This is a genomic window from Psychrobacillus sp. NPDC096426, assembly GCF_044762745.1.
Classification (GTDB): domain Bacteria; phylum Bacillota; class Bacilli; order Bacillales_A; family Planococcaceae; genus Psychrobacillus.
This window is the reverse complement of record NZ_JBIWEX010000021.1, coordinates 37,272-63,169: the sequence shown is the minus strand read 5'-3', so window position 1 is coordinate 63,169 and position 25,898 is coordinate 37,272. Positions and strand designations below refer to the sequence as shown.

The window sequence follows — 25,898 nt, the reverse complement described above, 5'->3', positions numbered from 1 at the left end:
GGTGAATAACCTTGGAAGAACAGCAATTCGTATTTGGTAGAATGTCTAGTATATCGAAGTTTATTTATGAGGCAATACCATCTTACGACATAGCGGGTTATGTATTATTTATCACAATTTTTTTGTTATCGGTGCTTGTGTACAAGCTAGGATTTGCTAAAAAATTGCGTTTTGCACAAAATGTAGTCATTTACGTATTTTTATTTTTAGGATGCCTGATGTTAACATTTTTAGCGTTTTTCCTTCCTGTAGTCGAAGGATTAATCGTAGCAGCGCTCATCTTAATCATTTATAAGATTCGTTTACGACTCGAAAAAAAACAAAGCTCAACTACTTAACAGTAGTTGGGCTTTGTTTTTACATAATAGGGATAATGCGTTGTAAAGAATTTACCGCTCGGATTTACGCTGCAGGGCGGAAGCTTTCCGCGGGGTGAGTGATGAGCCTTCACCGCCGCTTCGCGTACGTTGTGAATTCTCATCTGTCTCACATGATCCCGTCGAAGTCGCCGCCCTTCCGCTCCAATCCGCGAAAATTGCTAGCTAATCAGTTTCACAGTTTTAAATTCAATCTTATGTAGTATTTATTGAAAAAATACCAATAAATGGTTGAATGAGACATGACATGCTGTGAACACGACAAACTACCTTCCGAACATGACAAAACACATCTCGAAAGTGACAAACAGGACCCTGAACACGACAAAACAGGTCTAGTGAATATTCCATATTAAGGAAAAATAAATTTTTACTAAGTCACTGCTAGTTGGACGTTGATAAATATAATGCCCTATTTAATGTGACTTTTAATTAGCGGAAATCATAGCCGTCACCAAATAAAACTTTTAAGACCCATTACCCTATATTTCGAAGTAAAGCATTAAAAATAGGACACATCTTGTTCGATTTGAAACAAGATGTGTCCTATTATTTGTTTATTCTTCTCTTCTGGATGTTAAAATTCATTTTCAATAAGTTTAGATGTTTTGTAGAAAATGAATTTTCCTGTTGCTAAACGAGCATTTGTTTTTTCTTCGATACGGTCATGACAAACCGGACACATATATGTGTGGATAAGCCGATTTCTTAACTTTTTTGCTAATGGCAAATCATCTGAGAGAACGTCTATTCGTTCGCACATAACACATTGAACTTTCATAAAGTCAACTCCTATTCGATTCGGAATGCTGTAACAAATTTTATTGGATCATTTATATTAGAACCATCTTTTTTAATAACGTGCACAGGACCATCTTCACGAAGTGGCTTTCCTTTATTACTAAATTTTAGTAAGAAAGAATCTAATTCACTTAATGGGAAAGTGTGTTCACTATCTGTTGTTTCTATTATTAACGATGAAGCTTCTGGTAGAGGTTCTGCGTTTAAGATAAATGGCTTAAGGTCTACACCATATGTGCTCGTTAATACTTTTGTACGCTCATATTTTTTTTCTGATTGTAAAGTAGGAGGAACTGTAGAACCTTCTATAATTTCTCGTGACCAATGAGCGGACGTCACTTTTGTATATTCTTCTAACTCATCTTTATATTCATATTCTCCAGAAAAAAAATCATCTAAATCAATTTTTCGATCATCAAAAATCCAAACAGTAGGATCAAGCGTAATGTTAAATGTAACTGCACCTTTAATAGGGATAATAAATTCCAAAGAAATTGCCTCCTCTAATCTCTCTAATCTAACTAAGTATATCGCTAAAATGAAAATATCTAAAGAATATTTCACTTTTTTCTCAAGTAAGATGAGAGAACACTTGCATTTTTTCTCATCAAAAGATACACTTTAGGGAGATATATAAGTAGAAATCAGAATAATGGGGGCGTCCTCATGGATACTAAAATACAACTTTCGTATCAAGAAAAAGCGTTAGAGCTTTTAAAAAGAGATGCGGAAAAAATTGCGCAGTTAATTAAAGTGCAAATGGACAATTTAACGATGCCTCAATGTCCACTTTACGAAGAGGTTTTGGATACTCAAATGTTTGGACTATCGCGCGAAATAGATTTTGCGGTTAAACTTGGACTTTTAGAGAAAAGTGAAGGGAAAGAAATTATTGCCTCACTAGAACAAGAGTTATCCATTTTACATGATATCCATACAGAAAAATAATAATAAAACTCAAACGAAGTTTCCTGTTTGAGTTTTTTTTTCTAACGGAAGAAAAAGAGGTTTTGACATGATTCCATATTTGAAACGATTTTTTAAAAACTTTGATTACCCGCTATTTTTTGTTTACTTAGCTTTATGTTTCTTTGGGTTAGTGATGATTTATAGTGCTAGTATGGGGTGGGCAGTAATTAACTATGGTTGGGAGCCTGATTATTTTTTTGACAAACAAAAGATAAACTTAGCACTAGCAATACCGGTATTTTTTTTAACCGCTTTTTTTCCTTATAAACATTACAAAAGACGCTTTATGATGCAACTGATGCTTTTTATTATGTTTGCATTATTAATACTCGTGCATTTTATAGGGACTGGAGGAGCTAGTGGATCTCAAAGTTGGATTCATCTAGGTTTTGGTAATATTCAACCTTCTGAAATTGCAAAAGTAATAATTGTTTTATATTTTGCTGGGATATTTACGAAAAAATATGAAAATGGTACATTGAATAGATTAAATGAATCGGTAGGCCCTCCATTAATAGTGCTATTTTTTGTTTTTGTACTCATCATGATGGAAACAGACGTCGGGAATACGATGATTATTAGCTTTGTAGCGATTTCAGTTATTGCAGCTAGTGGAATAAAATTAAAATCTTTTTCCAAATTTGTAGGATTAATTGGTATAGTTATAACAATGGGACTATTTGCAATTTACGTACTGAAAGATACTTTGATAACGGAACGTCGTCGGGGGCGGTTAGAAGCTTTCATCAATCCCTTTGACTATGAACAGGAGTATGGTTATCAAATTGTAAATGGATATATTGCTATAGGGTCAGGCGGTTTAAAGGGATTAGGTTTAGGAAATTCCAATCAGAAGTTTGGATATTTGCCCGAACCACATACAGATTTTATAATGGCTATTATAGCGGAAGAGCTTGGACTTATTGGGGTATTAATCGTCTTATGTGGATTATTTTTTATCGTATTGAAAGGAATAACTATTGCCTTATCTACTCGAGATCCACAAGCTCGTATGATTGCAGCAGGTATTGCGAGTATTATCGGGTTTCAAACATTCGTTAACTTAGGTGGAATGGTGGGGATTATTCCACTTACTGGGGTTCCGCTCCCTTTTATAAGTTACGGAGGTACTTCTATTATTATTTTATCCGCTGCAATTGGAATATTAATGAATGTATCTATGTTTGTTAAATATGAAAAAACAAAAGAATAAGGGGTGTCAATGGATGGAGAATATTAAAAAAATCGTCGTTGCAAATAGAGGGGAAATCGCTATTCGAATCTTCCGAGCGTGTACGGAACTAAATTTGCGTACCGTAGCGATTTATTCGAGAGAAGATAGCGGTTCTTTTCACCGTTTTAAATCGGATGAATCTTATTTGGTTGGAGAAGGCAAGAAACCAATCGATGCATACTTAGACATCGAGGATATTATCCGCATCGCCAAAGAGAGTAATGCGGATGCCATTCATCCCGGTTACGGTTTTTTGTCTGAAAATTTGGAATTCGCGAAGCGCTGTGAAGAAGAAGGAATAATATTTATAGGACCAACTTCTAAGCATTTGGATATGTTTGGAGATAAAGTAAAGGCTCGCGAGCAAGCAGTAAAAGCGGGTATTCCAGTTATTCCTGGGAGTGATGGACCTGTAGAAAGTCTGGAAGAAGTACAGGCATTTGGAGAGATCCATGGTTACCCGCTTATGATTAAAGCTTCTCTAGGCGGTGGTGGCCGAGGGATGCGTGTCGTTCAAACGAAAGATGACTTGGAGAGTGCATACGAGCGTGCTAAATCGGAAGCAAAGGCGGCTTTTGGTTCTGATGAAGTATACGTGGAACGATTTATTTTTCAACCGAAGCATATTGAAGTGCAAATATTAGGTGACAAACACGGTAATTTAATTCATCTGTACGAACGTGATTGCTCGATACAAAGAAGACATCAAAAAGTAGTAGAAATTGCACCTTCTAATTCGTTAATTCCTGAATTACGCAACAAAATATGCCAGGCTGCTGTTCAATTAATGCAAAATGTTTCGTACATAAATGCAGGAACTGTAGAGTTTTTAGTAACGGAAAATGAATTCTTCTTTATCGAAGTAAACCCGCGCATTCAAGTAGAGCATACGATTACAGAAATGATCACGGGTGTAGACATTGTACATGCTCAGATTAAGATCGCAGATGGTTTAGCGCTAACGAGTGAGGATATGGGGATACCGAGCCAAGAGAATATTCCTCTTTTTGGGTTTGCTATACAATCACGTGTAACAACAGAAGATCCATTAAATAATTTCATGCCAGATACAGGGAAGTTAATGGTGTATCGTTCGGGCGGGGGATTTGGTGTTCGTTTAGATGCAGGTAACGGATTCCAAGGGGCTGTTATCACACCTTACTATGATTCATTATTAGTGAAAGTTTCTACTTGGGGGATGTCTTTTAAAGAAGCGGCAGCCAAAATGAACAGAAACTTGCAGGAGTTTAGAATTCGTGGTATTAAAACTAATATTCCTTTCCTGGAAAAAGTTGTGAAACACCCAAGTTTTATTTCTGGAAAGTTTAATACAAGTTTTATAGATTCAACTCCTGAATTGTTCTTGTTTCCGAATCGAAAAGACCGCGGTACAAAATTATTAAATTATATTGGAAATGTCACGGTAAATGGATTCCCTGGTGTACAACAAAAAGCGAAACCGGTATTTGGGTTACCCCAAAAACCGAAATTTGATATTTCACAAGCACCACCGACTGGAACAAAACAAATACTAGATTCCCAAGGTGTTGAAGGGGTTATCAAATGGGTGAAAGAGCAACAAGGCGTACTTTTAACAGACACAACATTCCGAGATGCTCACCAATCTTTACTTGCGACTCGTGTGCGCTCGCATGATATGTTTGGAATAGCAAAAGAATCAGCTCATGGATTGCATGATCTATTCTCCTTTGAAATGTGGGGAGGGGCAACTTTTGACGTTGCATATCGATTCTTAAAAGAAAGTCCATGGGATCGATTACTTAAAATGCGCGAAATGATTCCAAATGTATTGTTCCAAATGCTTTTCCGAGGAGCAAATGCTGTTGGATATAAAAACTATCCCGATAATGTGATTCGTGAATTTATACAAAAATCGGCGGAAGCAGGAATAGATGTATTTAGAATATTCGATAGCTTAAACTGGATAAAAGGAATGGAAGTTGCTATTGATGCAACGAGACAATCTGGAAAAATCGCAGAAGCAGCTATTTGCTATACTGGAGACATTTTAGATGATACTAGAGCCAAATATACGGTTCAGTACTATAAAGATATGGCAAAAGAGTTAGAAGCTGCAGGAGCACATATTTTAGCGATTAAGGATATGGCTGGTTTACTAAAACCAGAAGCTGCATATCGTTTGATAAGCGAGCTAAAAAGCACAGTCGATTTGCCAATCCACCTACATTCCCATGATACGAGCGGAAACGGTATTTATATGTATGCAAGAGCAATAGATGCTGGAGTAGATATAGTTGATACAGCATTAGGTTCTATGGCTGGCCTAACATCACAACCAAGCGCAAGTAGTTTAAGCTATGCGATGTCAGGATCTAAGCGAGAAGTCATTGGGGATGTCGATGCTTTTGAAAAGATATCTTATTACTGGGAAGATGTGCGTAAATATTACCAAGATTTTGAAAGTGGTATGATGAGCCCACATACAGAAATCTATGTCCATGAAATGCCGGGTGGTCAGTATAGTAATCTTCAACAACAAGCAAAAGGGGTAGGACTCGGAGAAAGATGGGAAGAAGTAAAAGAAATGTATTCTCGTGTGAACCTACTATTCGGCGATGTTGTAAAAGTAACACCTTCTTCTAAAGTAGTAGGGGATATGGCGTTGTTCATGGTACAAAACAATTTGGATGAAGTATCAGTAATTACAAGAGGAAAAACAATTGACTTCCCAGACTCTGTAATAGAGTTTTTCGAAGGATATATTGGCCAGCCATATGGTGGGTTCCCAGAAGAACTTCAAAAAGTAATTTTAAAAGACCGTCAAGCTATTACAGTTCGTCCTGGAGAATTACTCGAACCGGTTGATTTTAAAGCAGTAAGAGAGTTGTTGTATAATCAACTAGGGCGTCCTGTGACAAGTCAAGAGGTTTTGGCGTATACTTTATATCCAAAAGTATTTGAAGAATATAGTGCAACAGAAAAGAATTTTGGGGATGTATCTGTTTTAGATACACCTACATTCTTATACGGGTTACGACTTGGTGAAGAAGTCGAAGTAGAGATAGAAGTTGGGAAAACGTTAATCATTAAATTGGTTTCGATCGGTGAACCGACGCAAGATGGTAACCGTGTAATCTATTTCGAATTAAATGGACAGCCACGCGAAGTAATTATTCAAGATATGAATATCGAAGTGAGTCATTTAGCGAAACAAAAAGCGGACGTAACGAACGAAAATCATATTGGGGCAACTATGCCGGGAACTGTATTGAAAGTTGCCATAGATGTAGGGAGTAAAGTAAATAGAGGTCAGCATTTACTTATTACAGAAGCAATGAAAATGGAAACGACCGTACAAGCCCCATATAATGGTGTCATTAAAGAAATTTATGTGGTAGCAGGAGAAGCAATAGCCACTGGTGATTTGTTAATCGCGATGGATAAAGAATAGTAAAAAGGCTGTTTGACATTTAGTTGTCAAACAGCCTTTTCTTATTCATGAAACTTTGCAGACATTCTATTAAGAGGCTCTTTAGGAAAAATGCGCAACAATCGGTTTCCGCTATGATTTCCACTGCAGGGCGGAAATCATAGCGGTCACTTAATCGAGCTTTTTAGTGCACATTATTCCAATATTCCAAACTAAATAGGACACCTCTAGTTCAATTTGAAACAAGAAGCGTCCTATTATTTGTTTATTCTTATGTAGATTAGGGAACATAGTATATAATAAATTAGTTTTTCGCTCTACTTCTCGATAACAATAGAATCATATAACATAATAAGCCAAACAGTAATGAGATAAACAATGAATGCAATAGCGCAATATACAAGTTTAACTTAGTTAGAATAACGAACATCCCGGAAAATACTTGACATGTTACTAATATAAGTGCAATGATCCAACACCAGAAAATTGTGCGTTGAGATTTATAGTTTCTAATCACATGAATAGCGGCGATTAGTATCCAAATAAAAATCAATCCTGCTGCTACACGGTGTCCCATTTGGACCCACTCATATAAGTTCGTTGGTAGAGAGAATTCGTTATTTCGACACAATGGCCAATCCCTGCACACTAAGCTGGACTCCGTATGTCGTACAAGTGCACCTGTATAAATTACTACATACGAATAAAGAGTAATACCAATTGTATGAAACCTTAGCGTTTTACCTATCCTAATTTTATCCGTGTCAAATTTTCGGTCGATTTCAAAAACTAGTAATGTTAATAACAACACGGCCGCAAAGGAAATAAGAGAAATACCAAAATGAAGTGCGAGGATAAAATCCCCTTGTCCCCATTTTACTTGTGCGGCACCAATGAGAGCCTGCAATACTAAGAAAAAGATAGCCATAAAAGATAAGAATTTTGTTTCACGAACATGTCCCAAAGAACGCCAAGCCCAAATGGCTAAAGCAACGATAAAAATACCGACAGCTCCAGTAACTAAACGATGTGAAAATTCAATTAATACTTCTGGCGTTATTTCATCTGGAATAAGTTGTCCATTACAACCAGGCCAATGTCTTCCACAGCCCATGCCACTGTCTGTTTTCGTAACAAGTGCTCCTCCTAACAGGATGAGTAGCATGCCAACTGTAGAAGCAATAGCTAGGCCTTTTAAATATTTATGAATGTGCAATTTGCCACCTACTTTATGTATCTTGTTCGTCATTAAGAGACGATATCTGCTACTAGTAGATGATATCGAAACATGAGAAAAATTACAATGTATATACGTCGAACACATGGAGACGAAAAAAGCATTTCACAAATTGTTCATAAATTCGTGCCTGAACCTTCACAAATAACGACAAAAAATGATTTACTATGGATATGTTCTATCTGAATTTACATTTTTTTAGAACTTATTATTCGAAAATCTTTATTAACTATAGAAATTATAAAGAATTTTCGATATAGTAAAAGGTAGCGGAATATGCTTACAACTTTGAAAGGAGGGGCAGCATGTCAAATGGTCATTCATTAACCGCTACTACCGAAGCTGAAACAGAACCAGTATCTAGTTCATTTTTGAAAGATTTTCTATCACTTATTAAAATAGGAATTGTAAATTCCAATTTAGTAACGACATTTACTGGATTATGGCTAGCTTTTCAAATTACTAACCGAAACTTTCTACATGAGTTAGATTTGTTATTTTATACGCTTTTTGGTGCAGCACTTATAATTGCGGGATCTGCAGCGATGAATAACTATATCGATCGTGATATTGACCCTGTCATGAAAAGTAAGAAAAGTAGACCTACTGTTACTGGAAGATTCACACCATCAGCCGTGCTGATAACTTCCTTCTCATTTTTAATTGTAGGTGAAATCTTGTTATTCATGGCTTCAACTTCTGCGGGAGTTTGGGGACTGGCGGGTATCATTAGTTACGTTGTTTTATACTCTATGTGGTCAAAAAGAAAACATGTTAGTAATACGGTAGTAGGTAGTATTTCAGGTGCTATACCTCCAGTAATCGGATGGGCGGCAGTAGAACCAGGGTTAAGCTTTGGGGCAATTGCATTATTCCTAATAATGTTTGCTTGGCAACCACCGCATTTTTATGCGCTTGCAATGAAGCGAACCGAAGAATATCGGGCAGCTAACATTCCGATGTTACCTGTTGTAAAGGGTTTCAAACGTACAAAGGTATCTATGCTTTTATGGATATTACTTTTGTTCCCATTACCCTTTTTATTGATGGATCTCGGAATTGCTTTCGTTATTTTAGCGACATTGCTTAATATTGGTTGGTTATTGCTATCTATTAAAGGATTTCGAGTGAAAGACGATATTAAATGGGCCACTCGTATGTTTGTCTATTCATTAAACTATATGACAATCCTATTCGTATCCATGATTATATTTTCCATCTTTATTTAACTATTGGAATTCTTTCTTTTAAGTCAACAAGAATTCATATAAAACAGAACGACCGTCCAAATGAACATGAATACAACTATGAAAGAGGGGTTTGATTTAGCTATGATGAAAGGGCTTAAAAAATGGCAACTTTTCTCACTACTAGCAGCTCTAACGATTTTCTTATCAGGATGTGGCGAGGAATATTTATCAACGCTTACACCTGCCGGACAAGTCGGAAGAGATCAATTTAATTTATTACTACTTTCTTCAGCAATTATGACGCTAGTTATTATCGTAGTAGTAATTATTTATGTACTAGCATTAGTGAAATTCCGACGTAAAAAAGTTGGAGAAAACGTAATTCCTGAACAAGTAGAAGGAAGTCATACACTGGAAGTTGTTTGGACAGTTATTCCAATTCTTCTTTTAATCGTACTTGCTATTCCAACGGTTATCTATACGTACAAACACGCTGATGTATCAGCAATGGATCATGTGGATGCAGAAGGAAACAAGACAGCTGTTACAGTTAATGTAACTGCAAAACTATATTGGTGGGAGTTTGAATATCCTGATTTAGGAGTTGTCACTGCACAAGAACTTGTAGTTCCTACAGGGGAAAAAGTTTACTTTAACTTAAAGGCAGCTGATGTTAAACACTCATTCTGGATCCCAGCAGCTGGTGGTAAAATGGATACAAACGTAGAAAACGTCAACCAATTCTATTTAGAATTCGATAATGAATCTGCTGGATTAAAAGATGGCGTATTTTACGGGAAATGTGCGGAGCTTTGTGGCCCATCACATGCTTTAATGGATTTCAAAGTAAAAACATTAAATCGTGACGACTTTAATGCTTGGGTAGAATCAGCGAAAACAACTGAAGCTGTTGCTGATGGTCAACTTGCTACTCAAGGGGAAGAAATTTTTAATACAAGCTGTATCGCATGTCATGCAACTTCTGCTGCTGGATCTACTGGTGGTGTTGGTCCTAACTTAGCAGCATTTGGAGACCGTAATCGTGTAGCAGGATTTATGGATCATACAAAAGAAAATCTAAAAAATTGGATTAATGATCCACAAAGCTATAAACCAGGTAACTTAATGCCTCAGCCGGAAAAACTTAACAATGGCGAAAAATTTAGCGAAGAGCAATTAGATGCTCTTGCAGAATATTTAATGGGACTATCTATTGAAAAATAATTTCGATAGATAATTATGAGGGAGGTTAAAGTTGTGAGTTCTATCGCACAAAAAAAGGGCTTTGGCGCAACTCTATGGGACTATTTAACAACAGTCGACCATAAAAAAATCGCTATCATGTACCTCATTGCTGGTGGATTATTTTTCGTAATCGGTGGTATTGAGGCAATGCTAATTCGTATTCAATTAGCGAAGCCAGATAACGACTTTGTTAGTGCAGGTCTGTTTAATGAAATTATTACAATGCACGGAACAACTATGATTTTCCTTGCAGCCATGCCTTTATTATTTGCATTTATGAACGCTGTTATGCCACTACAAATTGGTGCACGTGACGTTGCGTTTCCATTTTTAAATTCACTTGGTTTTTGGTTATTCTTATTTGGTGGTATTTTCCTTAACCTTTCTTGGTTTATGGGGGGAGCACCTGACGCAGGGTGGACTTCTTATGCTTCGTTATCGTTAGCATCACCTGGTCATGGTATTGACTTTTATGCAATAGGACTTCAAATAGCGGGTGCTGGTACTTATATTGCTGGTATTAACTTCCTTGTAACGATTATTAATATGCGTGCACCAGGAATGACATATATGCGTATGCCATTAATGACTTGGACTACGTTTGTTGCAAGTGCATTAATATTATTTGCTTTCCCACCACTTACAGTCGGCATCTTCTTTTTAATTCTTGACCGTATGTTCGGAGGAAACTTCTTTGATCATACAATGGGTGGTAATACAATTATTTGGGAGCATTTATTCTGGATTTTCGGACATCCTGAAGTATATATTCTAATATTACCTGCTTTCGGTATTTTCTCTGAGATTTTTGCTATTTTTGCTCGTAAACGTCTATTTGGTTACTCATCTATGGTATTTGCGACTGTATTAATCGGTTTCTTAGGATTCATGGTTTGGGCTCACCATATGTTTACAGTTGGTTTAGGACCTACAGCAAACGCTATTTTCGCAGTTGCTACAATGGCTATCGCTGTTCCTACCGGTATGAAAATCTTTAACTGGTTGCTTACAATTTGGGGAGGAAGTATTAAAGTTACAACTCCGATGTTGTATGCTTTAGGGTTCATTCCTTCGTTCGTAGCTGGCGGTGTAACTGGTGTAATGCAGGCTGCTGCACCACTAGACTACCAATTACATGATTCATACTTTATCGTGGCCCATTTCCACTATGTAATCGTAGGTGGGGTAGTGCTTGCAATACTAGCAGCTGTACATTTATATTGGCCGTTAATGTTTAACCAAATGTTAAGTGAAAGATTAGGTAAATGGACGTTCTGGTTCTTCTTTATTGGCTTCCATTTAACATTCTTTATCCAACATTTCTTAGGGCTAATGGGTATGCCACGTCGTGTATTCACGTTCAGAGCAGATCAAGGATGGGATTTATTCAACTTAATCAGTTCTGTCGGTGCAGCTTTCATGGCAATTGGTGTTATTATACTTGTCGTTAACATTATTACTACTGTTGTTAAAAACGTACCAGTTGGAAATGACCCTTGGGAAGATGGACGTACGTTAGAATGGGCTATTCCACAACCGGTGCCATTCTATAACTTTAGACAAACTCCACTTGTTCGTGGACTTGACACATTCTGGATCGAAAAACAAGAAGGAAATAAAGAAGGGATGACATATGCAGAACCACTTTCTGATATCCATATGCCAAACAACTCAATAATTCCTTTAGTGATGACAATTGGATTATTTATCGCTGGTTTCGGAGCACTTTACCATGGTGAAAAAGAGTGGTCAGTTCCGGTATTAGTTCTTGGTCTTGCTATTACTTTTGGTTCAATGGCTGTTCGTTCATTGAAAGATGATCATGGTTTCCATATTCATAAAGAAGATTTGATGAATGAAAAAGGGGGTAAATAAAAATGGACTTAAATAAAAAGTACACCCCACAAACTTGGCCAGATCACCCAGAACAAGTAACAGCAGAAGGTAAAAATAAGTTTTTAGGTTTCTGGCTGTTTCTTGGTGGAGAAACTGTACTATTTGCGAGTTTATTTGCTACTTATTTAGCACTTAAAAATAAAGGACCAAGTGGTATGGAGTTTTCTACTCAAACATTGTTCGAATTACCACTTGTATTTGTTATGACGATGATACTTCTTACTTCTTCATTAACAAGTGTTTATGCAATGTATCATATGAAAAACCATAACTTTAAAGGAATGCAAATTTGGTTAGGAATTACAGTTGCTCTTGGTTTTGCATTCTTATGTTTGGAAATTTACGAGTTTAACCACTACGTACATTTAGGATTTAATTATAGTCAAAGTGCGTTTTCGTCCGCTTTCTTTACGTTAGTTGGAACACATGGTCTTCACGTAGTAGCAGGTTTAGGATGGATCACATTATTGATTATTCGTAATGCGAAACGTGGATTTAGTTTATATAATGCACCAAAATACTATACTGCTTCTCTATACTGGCATTTCATCGACGTTGTGTGGGTATTTATCTTTACAGTAGTATACTTGATGGGAGTTGTTGGTTAATATGTCTCACGACGCTCAAGTTTATGTTAAATCAGACGCTGAATTTAATTATATTAAGCAGAAGAGAAAGCAAGATATGCGTGGCCAAATAACAACTTTTGCAATTATGATTTTCTTTACACTAATTGCGTTTACAACTGTTGCTGCTGGTTTCTCTAAATACTTAATAGCACCTGTAATTTTATTGCTTGCGGTAGTTCAAGTAATATTACAACTTTTTTACTTCATGCATATGAGTGAAAAAAATCATAATGTTGCGATGTTCTTCTTATTTTTTGGAGCATTCCTAGCATTTATCTTCGTCCTTACGTTTTTAACGATCATCTGGTGGGGATAATTCAATCAAACAAGTCGAGACTAAGAAAAATCTTAGTCTCGGCTTTTTTTTGTATCTAATAAAAATGGATAACTTTTTCAAACAATATAAGGCATTTTACTTTTTAGGAATAATGCGTCTTAAATAGCTTTATCAGGTGAACGCTGCGATTTTCGCTGCAGTCGGACGCTTTCCGCCGGGTGAGCGATGAGGCATCACCGCCGCTTGCGCGTACGTTGTGATGTCTCATTTGCTCACTCATCCGGCAGGAGTCGCCGCCTTCCGCTGCAATCAACGAAATATGCTAGCTAATTAGCGTTTAACAAACAAAACGAAAAGAAATATTAGAACCGCTGCACGAAGGCAAAAGTGGCAGCTATCACTATATGAAAAAATTGGTTATTAAACAGTGAACATGAGCTTCACTATGTTATGAATTAACAAATAATATATATTTTCGTAATATTAATGGTTGTCTCCTATTAAGTAAACTCTTTCATATGGGAAATAATTGCTTCCATACCTAAATTGGTTGCTTCTCTTATAGAACTAGTTGCTTTCAATGACCAGTTTGTTGCTCCTATCCACTTACTGGATAATTTTCAAAGATACTTACTAATAAGATTTTCCTCTTCGATTCAAGTAAAACTTTTGGTTTATTAAGCAAGAAACTAATTAGTCAGCAAGTTCCTTTGATTTTAGCGGAAGGGCGGCGACTCCAGTGGGATGAAGTGAGGCAGATGAAACTTCACAGCGCACGCGTAGCGTCGGTGAAGGTTCATCGCTCACCCCACGGAAAGCGTCCGCCCTGTAGCGAAAATCATGGCGGACATTTTTTTCAACTTGCTAAGACGCATTATTCCTATATTGTGCTTTTGTTCATTTGTCATAGTTCGTTCATTGAAGTTATTGAAGTTGGGCTCTATAATGGAATTAGTAGTAAAAATAAAGGAGAGAGGTATATGCCTTTAAGTATATTTGGTTTTCAAGCCAATTGGAGCCCTGTATTAATCGGATTATTAGTGTTTATAACAATTTTATATTTTTTAATAACAGTGAAATGGCGAAAAGATTTTAAAATATCGGAGCCTTTAACAAAAAAAGAAATTGCCTATTTTTTGACGAGTATTGTCCTAATATATATCGTTAAAGGATCGCCAGTTGATTTGATGGCTCACATCATGTTCTCTTTCCATATGACACAAATGGCAATATTACTATTGCTAATACCACCGTTATTAATGAAAGGGATTCCATGGTGGGTATGGAAAGTTGTCATTGAATTACCTGTCGTTCGTAAAATCTTTCCTATCTTAACAAAACCATTGTTATCATTAATTGTATTTTCTGGTTTATTTTCTCTGTACCATATTCCCTTAATACTAGACTATATTAAAATGAATGAAGTATTGCATGGTACATATACATTTATTTTATTTATTTCCGCAATCTTTATGTGGTGGACAATTGTAGATATTATTAAAGGAGAGAAAGGGCTACACGGTTTAAAGAAAATTGGTTTTATTATAGGAAGTGCAGTATTAATAACACCTGCTTGTGCGCTGATCATTTTCTCAGGAACAGCAAATTATGTAACATACACAGACGGTGATGCATGGCTTAAAGCAATGGAACTATGTGTACCATCGAGTACATTATCTGGTCTCTCACTATCAGGCCCTGAACTATTCTCCAATATGTCACCGGAAGCAGATCAGCAACTTGGTGGGATATTGATGAAGATTATCCAAGAACTTATATACGCTGTAGTATTGGCGTCGATATTTTTTAAATGGTTTAAAAATGAACAAGAAACAGCTGATGAAATCACACAGAAAGCGTTGGATGATTTAAAGTTACAAGCAACGTACAATAACAAATTTTAATGTATTCAAGGAGAAATGATGATGAGTTTACCTGTATTACCGACGATTAGTACCTTTTTCATCGTATTAAGTGCAATATTAGTTGCTATTGGATGGGTATTAATAAAGCAACGAAAAATAGAGGCACATAAGAAAACAATGATTGCTGCAGCCATTTCTGCTTTAATATTTTTCATTATATATGCTTCTCGAACGATTTTTATTGGAAATACTGCATTTGGTGGACCGGATAATATTAAAATTTACTATACAATATTTTTAGTCTTCCATATCGTATTAGCAACTACTGGTGCTGTATTTGGAATCGTGACGATAGTATTAGGATTCAAGAATAATATTACAAAGCATCGTAAAATTGGTCCGATTACAAGTATCATTTGGTTTTTCGTTGCAATCACAGGAGTAGCGGTGTATCTATTATTATATGTATTTTATCATGGTGGAGATACAACTTCTGTCATTAAAGCGATAATCGGTGGATAAGTATAACAAAAACCAACACACTCAAATGTGTTGGTTTTTATTATAGTTTAAAGTTTAGTTTTATCATTCCAGATTCTTTTGCAGTTATAAAAAGAATGACGACGAGCGGTCCTATTAAAAACCCTAGAAAACCGAATAGTTTAGCACCGATGAACATGGCGATCAATATTGCCAAGGGAGATATCCCCATTTGGGTACCCATTAGTTTAGTCTCGACGGCTCTCCGTATTACTAAGAGAATAATAGCTAAAATCATAAGTTTAGTACCTAACACGATATCCCCTGTAATATATTCATAAATGGCCCATGGTGCAAAAATAATGATCGAATCTAGAATTGGGATAATATCGATAATCCATATAACAAATGCAATAATAATTGCATATTTTGGCGTAAGTATAAATAATAACCCGAGGAATGAACCCCCTAAAATAATGAGGCTTGCTAAAATTTGAGCTTTCATAAAGCCAATAGTTACTTTTTTAACACTAGTACTCATCACACGAACTTTCTCTGCAGTATCATCGGATAAATAATGAAAGAATTTAATACGTAGCCTATTTAGATCAAGCATAAATAAGAAGAGAGCTATCATAAATACGATAAAACTGATTAAAAAATTTGGGATATTAGTGAGTAGTGCGGTTATATTCGAGTAGCTTAGCAAATCGAGTAAAGCATCTTTCATGCTCATCAAGGTAGAATCGAATTTATCTTGTATAGACTCTACTACCTCTTTTGGCAGACCTGCCGTATATTTAAACAAGTTATTTTGTATGTTGATCCATACTCCAGTTAAGTTATTTAAATGAAAAGGAGCTACTTTGGAAGTATAAATGAGTTGACTTATTAGTTTCGTTATAACTAAATATAGAATGGCTGAAATAATAATGATAAAGAATAAGAAATTAGTCGTAACCGCTATTTTTCGATTCCATTTAAATGTTCTTTGGGTGAACTTGACAAGAGGTTCGATGATGATTGCAGTAACTAAAGCTAAAATGATTGGGAGAGATACTGGAATTATAAAGATAGCAATTAATAAAAGGAAGATACCTGCAATAATATACTTCACATATTCTTTTTTAAAACGTTTTAACACGATAGGCTAAACTCCTTTCTTCAGCTTCCCAACTAGTATAGACAACATAGCAAAATTTGAACAAATAAAAAACGCTAGAGAAATTATTCTCTAGCGTTTTTTTTACAACTCTTATTATGCTTGTATTTCAAATGCGCTTAAGTCTTTTTTTAGAGCGGCTAATACTTGTTCACATGATTTAAGTAAGTGATTTGGAAAAACTTCATTCTCTCCATATTCTACACCATGCGGATAATAATGTTTGCCGACTACAGGTTTTAATAAGGTGATGTTTGCTTCATGAGCACCAACATCTCCGTCTTTTGTAAAACCGAATACTCGAAGATAGAATGTACCTTCTTTTATTTCATATTTTTTGTCATAAGTTACACGTTCATAATCCCATTGACCTGCTCGAATTAATCCGTTTTTTTTCATAAGATCATCTAATAAATTTAGATCAATGACAGTATTTTCTATACCTGTGTTTTCGAAATACATTGAATTGTCCTCCTTCACGTTCGAATTACCAAAGAATATGTTCTCATTAATATTAATTCAAATTTGAAAATGTTGCAATGGCAACATTGTGTCTTTCCATGTATGCTTGATATACTAGTGAAAACGAAGTAATCGTTAAGGAGAAAAATAAGATGAAAAATCTATTTCGGATATTAATGATCGTTACTATTGTACTGGTAGTATTTATATATTTTGATAATCCTGTTCAGGAAAATGAGCTTATAATGGGGTCTAATAACTCTGGTCAATTAATACCACAACAATTAGTAGAAGTTTCAGAACCTACTAACATTTTCGATAGACCGAGGGAAGGAATATCTACTTTAATAGGGGAGCCATCACAAACGCTCATTGATATGTTTGGTAAACCGCATAGAATTGAACCGTCTGGATTTGATTATGATTGGTGGGTATACAATGATTCTTTTTCTACCTATCAATTGTTTGGGATATCAGACGGTATCGTAACACAAGCGTTTGCCATCGGAAACGATATAGATGTCACTCCCTATAAAATAGGACAAACGCTAACAGATATTTATCGATTTACACTCGTGCAATCAGAAATCACCATGTCTATTGATTCGAATACGTATACTTTTTCGTTGACAGAGGCAGATATAAACACCCGGATTCTAGTGCAATTCGATGATCTATTTGCAATTTTATATATTGATATGGATGATCAACAGTTAGAGGCAGTTCGATATACTGATGCAAAAACGTTATTAAAATTAAAACCATATGATATTTTATACAACGGAACGATGATCGATGTGGAAACTCCAGCTTCTTCCTTGCAAGCAGCGATCGATAGGGCGAATGAAAGACAAGTTGTAGAAATAACAAACGTTATTCGTTACAGACATGGTTTACAAGTGCTGGAGTCTGATTATGCTTTACAACTAATTGCAAGGAATCATAGTGAGGAAATGGCGAAAAAAAACATTGTTATAAATGAGACATTTGAAATTCCTAAATTTAGTGACCAGTTAAAAGAGTCATCCATTCAATTTACACGTGCAGCCGGAAATACAGCCGCTTTTTACTTTGATGCAGGTGAAGCTGTTATTGGTTGGTTAAACTCGAAAGATCATCGTGCCACTTTACTTGGTGAATGGTACACACACGCAGGGGTAGGAGTGTATGGTAACTACTACACGCAAAACTTAATCGAGCAACCTACGTCTAAAGAAAAGTGACAATGATTAGTGAAAAACAAATGTACCTTCTTTATCTTCATATAGAGAGCGAATATGCAAAGGAACATGATGGAGAGCGGCAAATCTTGCTGCTCTTGTTTGAATGACTTCTACTGGTCCATTTATTTTATGTTGTAGTTCTTCATAAGTCATGGAAGAAATCAATTCAACGTTTTTATTTCTAAAAGGATCAGAAGTCATAACACCTGGAACATTTTTATAAAATTCCACGACATCTGCATTTAAATAATGCCCATAAACGACTGCAGTTAAATCACTTCCACCTCTACCTAGAGTCGTGAAAGTTTGCGTTTCTTCTGAAATACCTTGGAACCCTGGTACTACTATACAATGGACATGTTGGAAGGCGGCTGTTATTGATGTTGTATCTACTTTCTCTATTTGAGCATCTCCGTATGAATCATTTGTAATAATTCCCGCACTTCTCCCATATAAAAGAGTTGCCAAAACCCCTGCTTTTTTTAACTCTGCACAAAGTACAGATGCAGATATGAGTTCACCACAGGCCGAAAGTAAATCTGTTTCAACACTACTAACAGAGCTTGGTATTAAATCTAATAATGTATCCGTTGCATAGTGTTGACCGCTTCTTCCCATTGCTGATACAACTACCAATACTTGTTGATGTATACTAATTGCTTTTTTAATCCTTGCTATTACCAATTTTCTGTGCTGATAATCCTGCATTGCAATTCCACCAAATTTTTGCACAATCATATTTTCAACCACTCTACTCGTGACATTTTAAACACTCCGTTCATACGATACAAGGAATTCAATTTACTTTATGCAAACTCACAAGAATGGTGTAGGGAGTGTGTTACTATTTTTTCTTTAAAAGAGCTATTGGATTGTTTAGACTTTAAGATTAAAGGTGACTTGAAGGATTTTATGATAAACAGATTTATTGATCACTCAAAGCAAATAAAAGAAGGAGATGTATTCGTTTCTGAAACAGGTAATCGAGTATTTATAGAAGAAGCGATACAAAACGGTGCACAAGCAATACTCACCGAATATTTCATCCATGACTGTAGCGTACCACAGGTTATATTACCGACTGATATGCATCTGTTAAAAGAGAAAATTTCCCGAATGACGTATGAAATGTATGGGAAGCAAATAAAAACAATTGGGATCACTGGAACAAATGGGAAAACCACGGTTGCATCATTTATAGGACAATTATTAATGCAACAACAAAAAACTGTTTGTGTCATTGGTACACTAGGTGTTTTTATAAATGGCCAAAAATTAGATTATTCATTTAGAAGTAATACAACATTGCCATTCTATGATTTTCTACAAGTAGTAAAATACTGTTACGAACATAAAGTGGAATACATTGTATTAGAAGCCTCTTCTCAAGGATTATTGGACAATCGATTGGGTGTGTATCCTATTGATTTAGGAGTATTTTTGAATATAGGTAAGGATCACCTAGAATTCCACGGTGGAATGGTGCCTTATAAGAAGTCAAAAGAGCTACTTGCTACGCTTTCCAAACAATTAGTCGTTAATGATGACGATGAGTGGTGTAAATCCATTGCAGAAAAGACAGAACTACCGGTTATTCGTTTCGGAGAACAATATACGAATGATGTTATTTATCAAACAGTCGACTACTCAACCGAAATTGTCCATTATAAATTTTTCGTTAGAGATAAAGAAGTGCAATTGAGTATGAAAAATAGTGGTTATTATAATGGAATGAATATAGCAGCAGCAATAGCGAGTTTAACGGCACTAAATATTCCTGTTGAAGAAATAAAAGCTCTTACGCTGCCTAAAGGAAGGTTAGAGCAGATTCAAAATAGTAAAGGAGTAGAAGTGCTAATTGACTATGCACATACTCCTGACGCATTGGAGGCTTGTTTATCTACTATTTCATCTTATGCAAAAAAGGACATATATGTAGTTTTCGGATGCGGAGGCAATCGAGACAAACAAAAAAGAAAAGGAATGGGGGAAGTTGCGACAAAATATGCGACAAAAGCAATTATAACTTCCGATAATCCAAGAAATGAACGTCCAGAAGACATTATTGCTGAAATTGTAAGTGGGGTTGAACTTCAGAAAGTAATAATTGAACCTGACCGTAAAAAAGCGATAGTCCTAGCATTGCGCTCTGCCAAAAAAGGAGATGTCATATTAATCGCAGGAAAGGGACATGAGCAAGAACAAATTGCCGATGGTCTTGTAGTCCCTTTTTCTGATCATCAAGTTGTACGTAATTATTTAGAAGAATTAGATGGATTAATAACAAAAAATGATCCGGTAGCGTGAGCAATCCTTTTGCCGTCTGGTTGAGTGACTGTACATTCTAACACTAATGTTTGGCGACCCTTATGTAAGTAAGACGCTTTAGCGATCAATGATTTTTCGGTTGCTGCTTTCACATAATGAATGTTCATATTCGTAGTTACAGCACCTTTTCCTTCTGGCTTTAAATCTCTGTTTACAAGGTACCCCATCGCATTATCCATTAGTGTTGCTATAATTCCCCCGTGTGGTTTATCAAATGTATTGTAGGAAAGCGGAGTAATGGGAAATGTGACGATACATGTATCATGATCAAATTGGATGTCCATTTGTAGAACCGCATTTAAATAAGTAGTAGAAGTATGTTGTTGTTTCATTTGGATTCCTATTAGAAATTCTTTTAGAAGGGTTCTCTCTGCTTCTGATGCATTTTCTGTTACTTGATGAAGTAAAGATTGTAATTCATTCATTATTTTTTCTCCTAACAGTAAGTTAATAATTTAGCATTTGTTTCTCCATTTCTGTTATGATATACACAGATTGGAGGTTTTTAAATGATAATGACCAATGAATGGGCCACTATAATGGACCAATCAGATATGCTATGTACTATGGTTCTTTCCTCTGAACAATTTTATCATTATTTAGATGCACATCGTGCTGTATATACAAATTCGAATCTAGTTCTTGAAATTAATCATTTTACGAAACTTAAAGACCAATATGAAGAGGTTCAACGATTCGGAAAATATCATCCTGATTATTCGAAAGTTATGAAAGATATTCGTGTAACTAAACGAAAATTGGATATGGTAGATGAAATCGCAACATTAAGGGTTGCGGAAAATGAATTGCAAGATCTTTTAGATGAAGTGAGCTTGCTAATCGGTAAATCCGTTTCAGAAGGTGTGAAAGTTCCTGTGAGCAACCCGTTTTTTGCATCTAGCGGCTCTAGTTGTGGGAGCGGCTGCGGTTCTGGCGGGGCTTGTTCTTGTTCTGCATAAGAAATACGAAGGATGTGTGCATTTAATTGCACACATCCTTTTTAGTCTAATTTTAATGCTTCGATTGCTAGGTCGGGTCGATCGGTTATGATTCCTTTTGCTCCGTTTTGAATCAACTTCTTCATCACTACTGGATCATCAATAGTCCAATAATGAACAGGAATATTCAATGAAGTAATAAACTTAATAAAACCAGCACTATCAAGTGGAAACACATTGGATCTCACCGGAATTTGGAACACATCTACTTTGGGATGATATAAATGTTTAAATTGGCTGGTATATGCTGTATATGCTTTTTTTACTTCTTTTTCGCCAGCGCCTAAAGCAACCGTATTTTGTGCATACAAATTAAAACGATCTATTTGTTCATCGTAAAAACTAGTAACTACAACGCGTCTGCAAGCTTGTTTTTCTTCTAATAGTCTCCAAAGCTTGGAAGGCATTAAACTACCTTCATAAGTTTGGGGAGCATCTTTAATATCCATATTAATAAGCATTTGTGGATATGTATCGAGAAGCTCACCTAAAGTGATAATCTGTTCACCGCGACTTCTATAGGAATGAGAACCTTCTAAGTCAACAAAATGATAACCAAGGTCTGCTTCTTTCAATTGTGCAAATGTATAATCTGCAACTTTACCACTTAAATTTGTCACTCTGTCTAAGTGCTCATCGTGAAAAACAATAATCTCTTCATCTTTCGTTAATCGAATATCTATTTCAAAACCATGTACTCCTAATTTTGCTGCATTTTCAAAAGCGGCAAGCGAACATTCTGGAGCAAGTAGCGCTCCACCGCGATGTGCAAGGATAATTGGTTGCTCGTATTCAAGTGCTTCTTTTGGAGTACGACTTTGTGGTTTAGAAATAGCTTTTGTACTAGCCCAAGCTGCTCCTGCAGCGGCGGCTATAGCGAACGCAACATTTGTTTTTTTACCCATTAATCGATTTATCCTCCTTTTTAACCATTGGCTTCTTTTTATCGATCCAGCTTCAGCGCCTTGCTCCTGCGCACAGCTCGTCGCAAACAAAAGCGCTCGTGGTGGCTGAGGAGCTGCCTCCTGGGCCCGCACGATGTGGGTCATGTCTGCTTTGCCACAGGATGTGGCGTACTTTGCAGACCTTCCCCATTCACATTTGCCTGTCGGAGGCCTGCACGAAGCAGGTCATACAGTCGTTGCGAAATGTTTTTTTTATTTTGCGACGAGCTTTGCGCAGGAGCACCACGATGTCGCGAACTTAGACTGTATTCCTCTAGACTTAGGCGCTTCCGCTTTTCTAATAATTATATCTTTTGAACGTACAACTGTCAGCTAGTTGTTGTTGCTATCATTTTCCCGGATATGTTATCCTTGAGAGGAAGAAATGAGGGGAAAAAGTATGACAGAAAGACAAGGATTAATTGTCTATGTGCATCATTTAAAACAAGCAAAATCATTAAGAAAATATGGCCATGTTCACTATATATCTAAAAAGTTGAAATATGTCGTGTTATATTGTGATCAAGATCAAATTGAAACTGCCAAACAAAAGATGAACAAACTTCCTTTTGTAAAAGAAATATTAGAATCGTACCGTCCATTTTTAAAAACAGAATTTGAAAATAGTAAACCGGATAAAGCGAAAGAATACGATTATAAAATTGGACTGTAGTATTAAATTAGTCTATTGTAATGGCGGTATTAAATGATTCAACCGTAAAACGCCAATTATATATTGATAATATAAATTCGTATCTACAAAAGTAGAAGAATGTTTCATGTCGATTTGGATCGGTTCTATTTGCAGCTTTTCTAGCGTCTCTTTAAATGCTACAAGCCTTTTAGGAATCAGTTCCGTTTTTGGAATTCCTTCTCGACATATATAAATTGGGAAAAAATTAGCGTTATTAATTGGTTTTAGAGCAACTGCAATGGAAAAGTACTCTTTATCTTCTTTTTTAGACGTGAATATGAATGCATGATGTATGCGGTTTTTATTTAAACGAGCGAGTTCACAAAGCTCAAAAACATCTCCATAACCTTCACCTAGTTCTATAAAACGTTGAATCAATGGTAGCACTTCCTTTCCAGTCCATCTTACCACTTTGTTGGAGGAAAATTCTATGAAATTTGTTATAAGTTTTTTAACTATGTTGCTTGTTGTGGTAAATAGCGTGTTGCTTTTATTTCAATATCAAGTCTACTCCTCTAGTTTGGAAGAAGAGGAACAATCTTTTTATTACGAACAAGAAGTTCAAATGAATTTTAAAAGTGACAGAGTTATTGTGAAGCAACATTTTAGTCATTTGCCAAAAGAACAAATGACTATTACATGGCCCATTTCGAGTGAAAATAGAAGCTGTGACTTGAGTACTAGTGATAGCTGTAGTCGATTATCGGATGATTTAACAGTGTTTCAAGATGGGGAGTCGTCAAAACAGAGCGTCTCGTATGAAATTCCATTAGTAGATGGGTTAACAGACGGTAAATTATTTTCCGGATTTTTAGCGAAAATCGAAAAAGGTGGAGTCTCTTATACAACGCTTCATGTAACGGATGAGTTGAAAAGAGGAGGGATGTGGGTTAGTGGTTTACCGGTAATTGGTAACACCTCGTTAAATTTGATTGATTATACCCTTTCTTATGGGAGTGGAAATATCGCAGATTTGTATTGGCAGCAAGAAATAATTCCAGTGAAATTTGAAAATGATTATTTTACTGTTCATTCAAATGAAGATCTCTCTGAAGAAGTGCGTGCACGATTAGAACAGTTAAATATTCCTAATAGTAAGCATATGACCTTGCTTTTCGCTGAAAATAAAAATAATATTAAGTCATCACGTATAGCGTTTATGGCGGGTAAAGATATTGAATCGATTGAACGTGAATTAATTGTGAAAAATGTTCAATTACATTATGGATTAAACGAAAATAGTCCATTACTTGCTGAAGTCGTTAGTAGTTTTTTGATGGACATTCCAATTGGAACAGAAAAATCAATCTGGATGTATGAAACACTTAAAAATTATTTTACAGCAAGTCAGCTTTCAGAATGGAAAACGACATTGACTAAAAATCATCGATTAAGTGCTGAAGAATTAGATAAGTCGTTGTCAGAAATAATCGATTTTAAAACTTCTTTTTTTCAATTGAATAACAAAGCTGAATCGGAAAAATTTCCATTGCTTTTTGAAGATCCGCGTACAGTGTCTGTAAATGGGCTAGAACAACAAGAGGTGAAATTATTCATAAAAGACGGGAAAATTTTATATGCCGCCGAACCATTGCTAACTACACTAGGTTACTCATTAAATAATACAGATAAAGGTTTATATGTGCAAAATGATTCAAGGGCATTTCGTTTTCCAATTCAAGAACCATTTTACGTCTTGAATGAGAAAAGATATGACGCAATGTCAGAACCGTTTGAACGGATTGGGTCTGAATTTTATATCGAAGAAGCGTGGATGATTCGATTGTTTTTACTGAATTTAGAAAAACAAGAAGACCGGATAAATATAACGGAGTCCACATCATTTTAACTTCATTCAGCAAATATTTTGCGACGAGGCGAATTTAATCATTAGGAGTCATAACATGAGAGTCATATCAGGATCGAAAAAAGGGTTGCCGTTAAAAGCGGTACCCGGAACGAATACACGGCCTACAACGGATAAAGTAAAAGAGTCTATTTTTAACATGATAGGACCTTATTTTGATGGAGGGATCGCCGTAGATTTATTCGCGGGAAGTGGAAACTTAGGTATTGAATCATTAAGTCGAGGGATCGATTTATGTATATTTATCGAAAAAGATCAGAAAGCCATTCAAACTATAAATGAAAATTTAAAGAAATGTCGTTTAGAAGATTCGAGTGAAATATACAAAATTGATGCTTCTCGGGCAGTTAAAGCATTTGAAAAAAGAGAACTAAAAATTGAGTTACTATTTGTAGATCCACCGTATAACAAGATTGCATTTTATGATTTAGCTGAAAAGATCGTAGAAGTTGGTTGTATGAGCGATACGGGAATTATTGTGTGTGAACATGATAAAGCGGTAGACTTAGCAACTGATTTAGGTACTTTTACTCTAGCTAGACGCGAAACATACGGTGGTACTGTTATTTCAATTTATCGTAGACGTTTAGAAGAAGAGGGGGATTAGA

At 35.9% G+C, this 25,898-nt stretch carries 26 protein-coding genes; 17 read left to right on the top strand and 9 right to left on the bottom strand.

The annotated features are described in order from the left end of the window. The first annotated feature begins 11 nt into the window (after positions 1 to 11). Positions 12 to 338, top strand: coding sequence for a YlaH-like family protein (locus ACIQYS_RS16735; RefSeq protein WP_402982361.1), 327 nt, complete (start codon positions 12 to 14; stop codon positions 336 to 338). Between the two features lie 616 nt (positions 339 to 954). Here ACIQYS_RS16735 and ACIQYS_RS16730 read toward each other — a convergent pair. Together ACIQYS_RS16730 and ACIQYS_RS16725 are read right to left on the bottom strand one after the other, a co-directional pair. After that, positions 955 to 1,158: a YlaI family protein gene (locus ACIQYS_RS16730; protein ID WP_402982359.1), complete on the bottom strand. Its 204-nt coding sequence runs from the start codon at positions 1,156 to 1,158 to the stop codon at positions 955 to 957. Between the two features lie 11 nt (positions 1,159 to 1,169). Continuing rightward, the gene (locus ACIQYS_RS16725) at positions 1,170 to 1,667 is read right to left on the bottom strand and encodes a peptidyl-prolyl cis-trans isomerase (protein WP_402982357.1); all 498 of its coding nucleotides are present in this window, start codon (positions 1,665 to 1,667) and stop codon (positions 1,170 to 1,172) included. A 177-nt stretch (positions 1,668 to 1,844) separates the two neighbouring features. On the opposite strand from ACIQYS_RS16725, the gene ACIQYS_RS16720 reads away from it, so the two are divergent. The 3 genes from ACIQYS_RS16720 to pyc all read left to right on the top strand — a co-directional run bounded on the left by ACIQYS_RS16720 (position 1,845) and on the right by pyc (position 6,814). Beyond that, entirely contained in the window at positions 1,845 to 2,126 is a 282-nt protein-coding gene (locus tag ACIQYS_RS16720; RefSeq protein WP_402982355.1) for an Fpa/YlaN family protein, read from the top strand. Positions 2,127 to 2,193: 67 nt separating this feature from the next. Beyond that, the gene (locus ACIQYS_RS16715; protein ID WP_402982353.1) at positions 2,194 to 3,360 is read left to right on the top strand and encodes an FtsW/RodA/SpoVE family cell cycle protein; all 1,167 of its coding nucleotides are present in this window, start codon (positions 2,194 to 2,196) and stop codon (positions 3,358 to 3,360) included. Between the two features lie 13 nt (positions 3,361 to 3,373). After that, positions 3,374 to 6,814, top strand: a complete 3,441-nt coding sequence (pyc, locus tag ACIQYS_RS16710; RefSeq protein ID WP_402982351.1) for a pyruvate carboxylase — start codon at positions 3,374 to 3,376, stop codon at positions 6,812 to 6,814. Positions 6,815 to 7,097: 283 nt separating this feature from the next. On the opposite strand, the gene ACIQYS_RS16705 is transcribed toward pyc, so the two are convergent. Next, the gene (locus tag ACIQYS_RS16705) at positions 7,098 to 8,009 is read right to left on the bottom strand and encodes a COX15/CtaA family protein (RefSeq protein WP_402982349.1); all 912 of its coding nucleotides are present in this window, start codon (positions 8,007 to 8,009) and stop codon (positions 7,098 to 7,100) included. A gap of 326 nt (positions 8,010 to 8,335) precedes the next feature. On the opposite strand from ACIQYS_RS16705, the gene cyoE reads away from it, so the two are divergent. The 7 genes from cyoE to ACIQYS_RS16670 all read left to right on the top strand — a co-directional run bounded on the left by cyoE (position 8,336) and on the right by ACIQYS_RS16670 (position 15,654). Next, positions 8,336 to 9,259: a heme o synthase gene (gene cyoE / locus ACIQYS_RS16700; RefSeq protein ID WP_402982347.1), complete on the top strand. Its 924-nt coding sequence runs from the start codon at positions 8,336 to 8,338 to the stop codon at positions 9,257 to 9,259. 102 nt (positions 9,260 to 9,361) lie between these two features. Beyond that, the gene (gene coxB / locus ACIQYS_RS16695) at positions 9,362 to 10,444 is read left to right on the top strand and encodes a cytochrome c oxidase subunit II (RefSeq protein WP_402982404.1); all 1,083 of its coding nucleotides are present in this window, start codon (positions 9,362 to 9,364) and stop codon (positions 10,442 to 10,444) included. 33 nt (positions 10,445 to 10,477) lie between these two features. After that, a complete protein-coding gene (locus ACIQYS_RS16690; protein ID WP_402982345.1) occupies positions 10,478 to 12,340 on the top strand; it encodes a cytochrome c oxidase subunit I in 1,863 nt (620 codons plus the stop codon). A gap of 2 nt (positions 12,341 to 12,342) precedes the next feature. Continuing rightward, entirely contained in the window at positions 12,343 to 12,969 is a 627-nt protein-coding gene (locus ACIQYS_RS16685) for a cytochrome (ubi)quinol oxidase subunit III (protein WP_402982343.1), read from the top strand. 1 nt (position 12,970) lies between these two features. Beyond that, positions 12,971 to 13,306 carry a cytochrome C oxidase subunit IV family protein gene (locus tag ACIQYS_RS16680; protein WP_402982341.1) on the top strand — a complete coding sequence of 112 codons (336 nt, stop codon included), beginning with the start codon at positions 12,971 to 12,973 and terminating at the stop codon, positions 13,304 to 13,306. A gap of 941 nt (positions 13,307 to 14,247) precedes the next feature. After that, on the top strand, positions 14,248 to 15,171 hold the full coding sequence (ctaG, locus tag ACIQYS_RS16675; protein WP_402982339.1) for a cytochrome c oxidase assembly factor CtaG: 924 nt from the start codon (positions 14,248 to 14,250) through the stop codon (positions 15,169 to 15,171). Between the two features lie 21 nt (positions 15,172 to 15,192). Continuing rightward, a complete protein-coding gene (locus tag ACIQYS_RS16670) occupies positions 15,193 to 15,654 on the top strand; it encodes a DUF420 domain-containing protein (protein WP_402982338.1) in 462 nt (153 codons plus the stop codon). Positions 15,655 to 15,694: 40 nt separating this feature from the next. Here the strand turns inward: ACIQYS_RS16670 and ytvI are convergent, their stop codons facing one another. Both ytvI and ACIQYS_RS16660 read right to left on the bottom strand, forming a co-directional pair. After that, complete coding sequence (gene ytvI / locus ACIQYS_RS16665) at positions 15,695 to 16,756, bottom strand: sporulation integral membrane protein YtvI (RefSeq protein ID WP_402982337.1); 1,062 nt, start codon at positions 16,754 to 16,756, stop codon at positions 15,695 to 15,697. Positions 16,757 to 16,870: 114 nt separating this feature from the next. After that, on the bottom strand, positions 16,871 to 17,236 hold the full coding sequence (locus tag ACIQYS_RS16660; protein WP_402982335.1) for a YugN family protein: 366 nt from the start codon (positions 17,234 to 17,236) through the stop codon (positions 16,871 to 16,873). Between the two features lie 152 nt (positions 17,237 to 17,388). Between ACIQYS_RS16660 and ACIQYS_RS16655 the strand changes: the two genes are divergently transcribed. Next, complete coding sequence (locus tag ACIQYS_RS16655) at positions 17,389 to 18,459, top strand: CAP domain-containing protein (RefSeq protein ID WP_402982333.1); 1,071 nt, start codon at positions 17,389 to 17,391, stop codon at positions 18,457 to 18,459. Between the two features lie 6 nt (positions 18,460 to 18,465). On the opposite strand, the gene ACIQYS_RS16650 is transcribed toward ACIQYS_RS16655, so the two are convergent. Further along, complete coding sequence (locus tag ACIQYS_RS16650) at positions 18,466 to 19,197, bottom strand: amino acid kinase family protein (protein WP_402982331.1); 732 nt, start codon at positions 19,195 to 19,197, stop codon at positions 18,466 to 18,468. A 174-nt stretch (positions 19,198 to 19,371) separates the two neighbouring features. Between ACIQYS_RS16650 and ACIQYS_RS16645 the strand changes: the two genes are divergently transcribed. Further along, complete coding sequence (locus ACIQYS_RS16645) at positions 19,372 to 20,766, top strand: UDP-N-acetylmuramoyl-L-alanyl-D-glutamate--2,6-diaminopimelate ligase (RefSeq protein WP_402982329.1); 1,395 nt, start codon at positions 19,372 to 19,374, stop codon at positions 20,764 to 20,766. On the opposite strand, the gene ACIQYS_RS16640 is transcribed toward ACIQYS_RS16645, so the two are convergent. Continuing rightward, a complete protein-coding gene (locus ACIQYS_RS16640) occupies positions 20,715 to 21,212 on the bottom strand; it encodes a PaaI family thioesterase (RefSeq protein WP_402982326.1) in 498 nt (165 codons plus the stop codon). The genes ACIQYS_RS16645 and ACIQYS_RS16640 overlap by 52 nt on opposite strands. A gap of 84 nt (positions 21,213 to 21,296) precedes the next feature. Between ACIQYS_RS16640 and ACIQYS_RS16635 the strand changes: the two genes are divergently transcribed. After that, the gene (locus ACIQYS_RS16635; protein ID WP_402982324.1) at positions 21,297 to 21,746 is read left to right on the top strand and encodes a YlbF/YmcA family competence regulator; all 450 of its coding nucleotides are present in this window, start codon (positions 21,297 to 21,299) and stop codon (positions 21,744 to 21,746) included. Positions 21,747 to 21,787: 41 nt separating this feature from the next. On the opposite strand, the gene ACIQYS_RS16630 is transcribed toward ACIQYS_RS16635, so the two are convergent. Then, positions 21,788 to 22,690, bottom strand: coding sequence for a glycerophosphodiester phosphodiesterase family protein (locus ACIQYS_RS16630; protein WP_402982321.1), 903 nt, complete (start codon positions 22,688 to 22,690; stop codon positions 21,788 to 21,790). 439 nt (positions 22,691 to 23,129) lie between these two features. On the opposite strand from ACIQYS_RS16630, the gene ACIQYS_RS16625 reads away from it, so the two are divergent. Beyond that, complete coding sequence (locus tag ACIQYS_RS16625; RefSeq protein WP_093263995.1) at positions 23,130 to 23,402, top strand: YlbG family protein; 273 nt, start codon at positions 23,130 to 23,132, stop codon at positions 23,400 to 23,402. 12 nt (positions 23,403 to 23,414) lie between these two features. Here ACIQYS_RS16625 and ACIQYS_RS16620 read toward each other — a convergent pair whose 3' ends face one another. Continuing rightward, on the bottom strand, positions 23,415 to 23,810 hold the full coding sequence (locus tag ACIQYS_RS16620) for a DUF7147 family protein (RefSeq protein ID WP_402982318.1): 396 nt from the start codon (positions 23,808 to 23,810) through the stop codon (positions 23,415 to 23,417). A 43-nt stretch (positions 23,811 to 23,853) separates the two neighbouring features. Between ACIQYS_RS16620 and ACIQYS_RS16615 the strand changes: the two genes are divergently transcribed. Both ACIQYS_RS16615 and rsmD read left to right on the top strand, forming a co-directional pair. Beyond that, positions 23,854 to 25,272 (top strand): hypothetical protein, encoded by a 1,419-nt coding sequence (locus tag ACIQYS_RS16615; protein WP_402982316.1) that lies wholly within the window; start codon positions 23,854 to 23,856, stop codon positions 25,270 to 25,272. 55 nt (positions 25,273 to 25,327) lie between these two features. Further along, on the top strand, positions 25,328 to 25,897 hold the full coding sequence (gene rsmD, locus ACIQYS_RS16610; RefSeq protein WP_402982313.1) for a 16S rRNA (guanine(966)-N(2))-methyltransferase RsmD: 570 nt from the start codon (positions 25,328 to 25,330) through the stop codon (positions 25,895 to 25,897). The last annotated feature ends 1 nt before the right edge of the window (position 25,898 follow it).